Annotated in this window: 3 protein-coding genes; all 3 read left to right on the top strand. The window is 45.8% G+C overall.

Annotated features, from left to right (window positions below; all coding sequences use genetic code 11):
• Nucleotides 1–1,158: V-type ATP synthase subunit A (locus WC958_06395; GenBank protein ID MFA5629851.1), on the top strand; the 1,158-nt coding region annotated here is incomplete at its 5' end.
• A complete protein-coding gene (locus tag WC958_06390; protein MFA5629850.1) occupies nt 1,142–2,557 on the top strand; it encodes a V-type ATP synthase subunit B in 1,416 nt (471 codons plus the stop codon). The genes WC958_06395 and WC958_06390, both read left to right, overlap by 17 nt.
• A gap of 1 nt (nt 2,558) precedes the next feature.
• Nucleotides 2,559–2,743: V-type ATP synthase subunit D (locus WC958_06385; GenBank protein MFA5629849.1), on the top strand; the 185-nt coding region annotated here is incomplete at its 3' end.

The raw sequence follows: 2,743 nt of genomic DNA, 5'->3' as shown, positions 1-2,743 counted from the left end.
TTATCAATTCCTTTGATTACCGGTCAAAGGGTAATAGATATGCTTTTCCCTTTGGCAAAAGGGGGAACTGTTGCGATACCCGGGGGCTTTGGAACAGGTAAAACGATGACTCAGCACTCAATTGCCCGTTGGTGTGATGCCGATATCATCGTCTATATCGGCTGCGGAGAGCGGGGCAACGAGATGACTGATGTTCTTAGGGAGTTTCCCCACCTTGTAGATCCTCATACTAACCGTTCTTTAATGGAGCGAACCATTTTAATTGCAAACACTTCAAACATGCCTGTATCGGCCAGAGAAGCCAGTATCTATACGGGAATCACATTAGCCGAGTATTATCGAGATCAAGGTTACCATGTGGCGGTTATGGCCGATTCAACCAGCAGATGGGCCGAGGCTTTAAGGGAACTTTCTGGAAGGATGGAAGAGATGCCGGCCGAAGAGGGCTTTCCTGCCTATCTCCCCACCCGTATAGCCGAGTTTTATGAGAGAGCCGGTTACATGTCCCTGTTAGACGGCGGCGAAGGTTCGGTTTCGGTTATCGGAGCAGTATCACCGCCTGGAGGTGATTTTTCCGAACCGGTTACCCAACATACAAAACGGTTTGTCCGTTGCTTTTGGGGCTTAGACCGCTCCTTAGCCAGTGCAAGGCACTATCCTGCAATAAGTTGGCTTGAATCTTACTCTGAGTATTTGGATGAACTGCAGCCATGGTGGGAATCCCATACCGACGGAACCTGGGCAGAAAGCAGACGCCAGATAATGGAACTTCTTCAAAGAGAGGTAAGACTGCAACAAATCGTAAAGCTTGTCGGTCCGGATGCCCTTCCCGACAGTCAAAACTTTGTGATTGAGGTCTGCTCGCTTTTTAAAACCGCTTTTTTGCAGCAAGATGCGTTTGATGAAAATGATCGTTACAGTACTGTTGAAAAACAAATCAGGATGTTGAATCTCATTTTAAGATATTGGCAATTGGGTTCCGAGGCTATCGCTAAAGGGGTTGCAATGATTAAGTTTAAAAGGATGAGAGTCATTTTGGAGATTTCTCGGATGCGCTTTAATGTAAGTAATGAAAATATCGAAGAGTTGGACAAAATCGGCCTTAAGCTGGAACGCTCAATGAATCAAATCGGGGGTATCTATGAGCGGCGTCAGTAGTTTTGAGGGTCTCGATAAAGCATTGCTCAGCGGACGCGAATATGTAGGGGCTTCAAAAATCGACGGGCCTTTGGTTTATATGCGAAACACCCACCCGGTAGGTTTCGGTGAACTCGTCGAGTGTATCGACAGCAGCGGAAAGCTTCGCAGCGGTCAAGTTCTCGATACAAGTGACGATGTTGTTGTAGTTCAGCTTTTTGAGGGAACCAGCGGTTTGAATCTCCCTTCAACCCGAATCAGATTTATGGGAGAACCATTAAAGCTGCCGGTATCTGAACATATGTTGGGAAGAGTTTTAAACGGGCTTGGACATCCCCGAGACGGGGGAGCCCTCCCCAAAGGAGAAGATGAGTTGGATGTTAACGGTCTGCCGATAAACCCAACAGCCCGTGAATATCCTCAGGATTTTATTCAAACAGGAATCTCTATTATCGACGGGCTGACTACCCTAATTCAGGGACAAAAGCTTCCGATTTTCAGCGGTAACGGACTGCCTCACAACCAATTGGCTGCCCAAATTGCCCGTCAGGCAAAAGTACTCTCCGAAGAGTTGGAATTTGCCATTGTTTTTGCGGCAATGGGAGTTAAATACGACGTTGCCCGCTATTTTATTGACAGTTTTGAGAGTGCCAATGTTCTGGAAAATGTTGCTTTGTTTTTATCATTGGCAGATGACCCCTCTATTGAGAGAACCATCACACCGAAAACGGCACTCACTTTAGCCGAACATTTAGCTTATACCAAAGGCAAACACGTTTTGGTTATTATGACCGATATGACCAACTACTGTGAATCCCTAAGAGAGATTTCAACCTTAAGAGGCGAGATACCAAGCAGAAAAGGGTATCCCGGGTATCTTTATTCTAACTTGGCAGAGCTTTATGAACGTTCGGGCAAAATAAGCGGAAGAGGCGGGTCAATTACCCAACTGCCTATACTTACAATGCCTAATGATGATATCGGTCACCCAATTCCCGACTTAACCGGTTATATAACCGAAGGCCAGATTGTTTTTGACCGTGAAATGAGTCAAAAGGGGATTTATCCCCCAATTAATGGATTGCCGAGTTTGAGCCGTCTTATGAAAGACGGAATCGGGGAGGGGATGACAAGAGCCGACCATCCCCATTTGGCAAACCAGCTGTTTGCCTCGTACAGTCATGTCAAAGATGTCCGAAACCTTGCTTCCGTTATCGGGGAAGAGGAGTTAACTGCAATTGACCATCGCTATTTAAAATTCGGTAACGTCTTTGAAAAAGAGTTTGTCAATCAATCTTTCAGCGAAAACAGATCCATCGAACAAACCCTAGAGTTGGGATGGAAAGCGCTAAGTGAATTACCAACCGAAGAGTTACAGCGGGTAACCGAAGAGGAGATTGCCGAATACTACGGTCGTTAAGATGAAAAAAAATATTGCACCGACAAGAAGTAACCTCCTTAGACTAACCGATGAGTTAAAATTTGCGACATTAGGGCATGAGTTGCTCGATCAAAAACGGTCAATCTTGGTTGTTGAGTTGCTCACATTGGTAGACCAGGCAGTCGAGTATCAAAACAGAGTTGACCAGGCATTGGCAAAGGCTAG

It is taken from the genome of Dehalococcoidales bacterium (assembly GCA_041656115.1).
In the GTDB taxonomy this organism is placed as follows: domain Bacteria; phylum Chloroflexota; class Dehalococcoidia; order Dehalococcoidales; family UBA5627; genus UBA5627.
The sequence above is the reverse complement of the archived record's forward strand: the minus strand, read 5'-3'. Positions and strand labels throughout refer to the sequence as shown.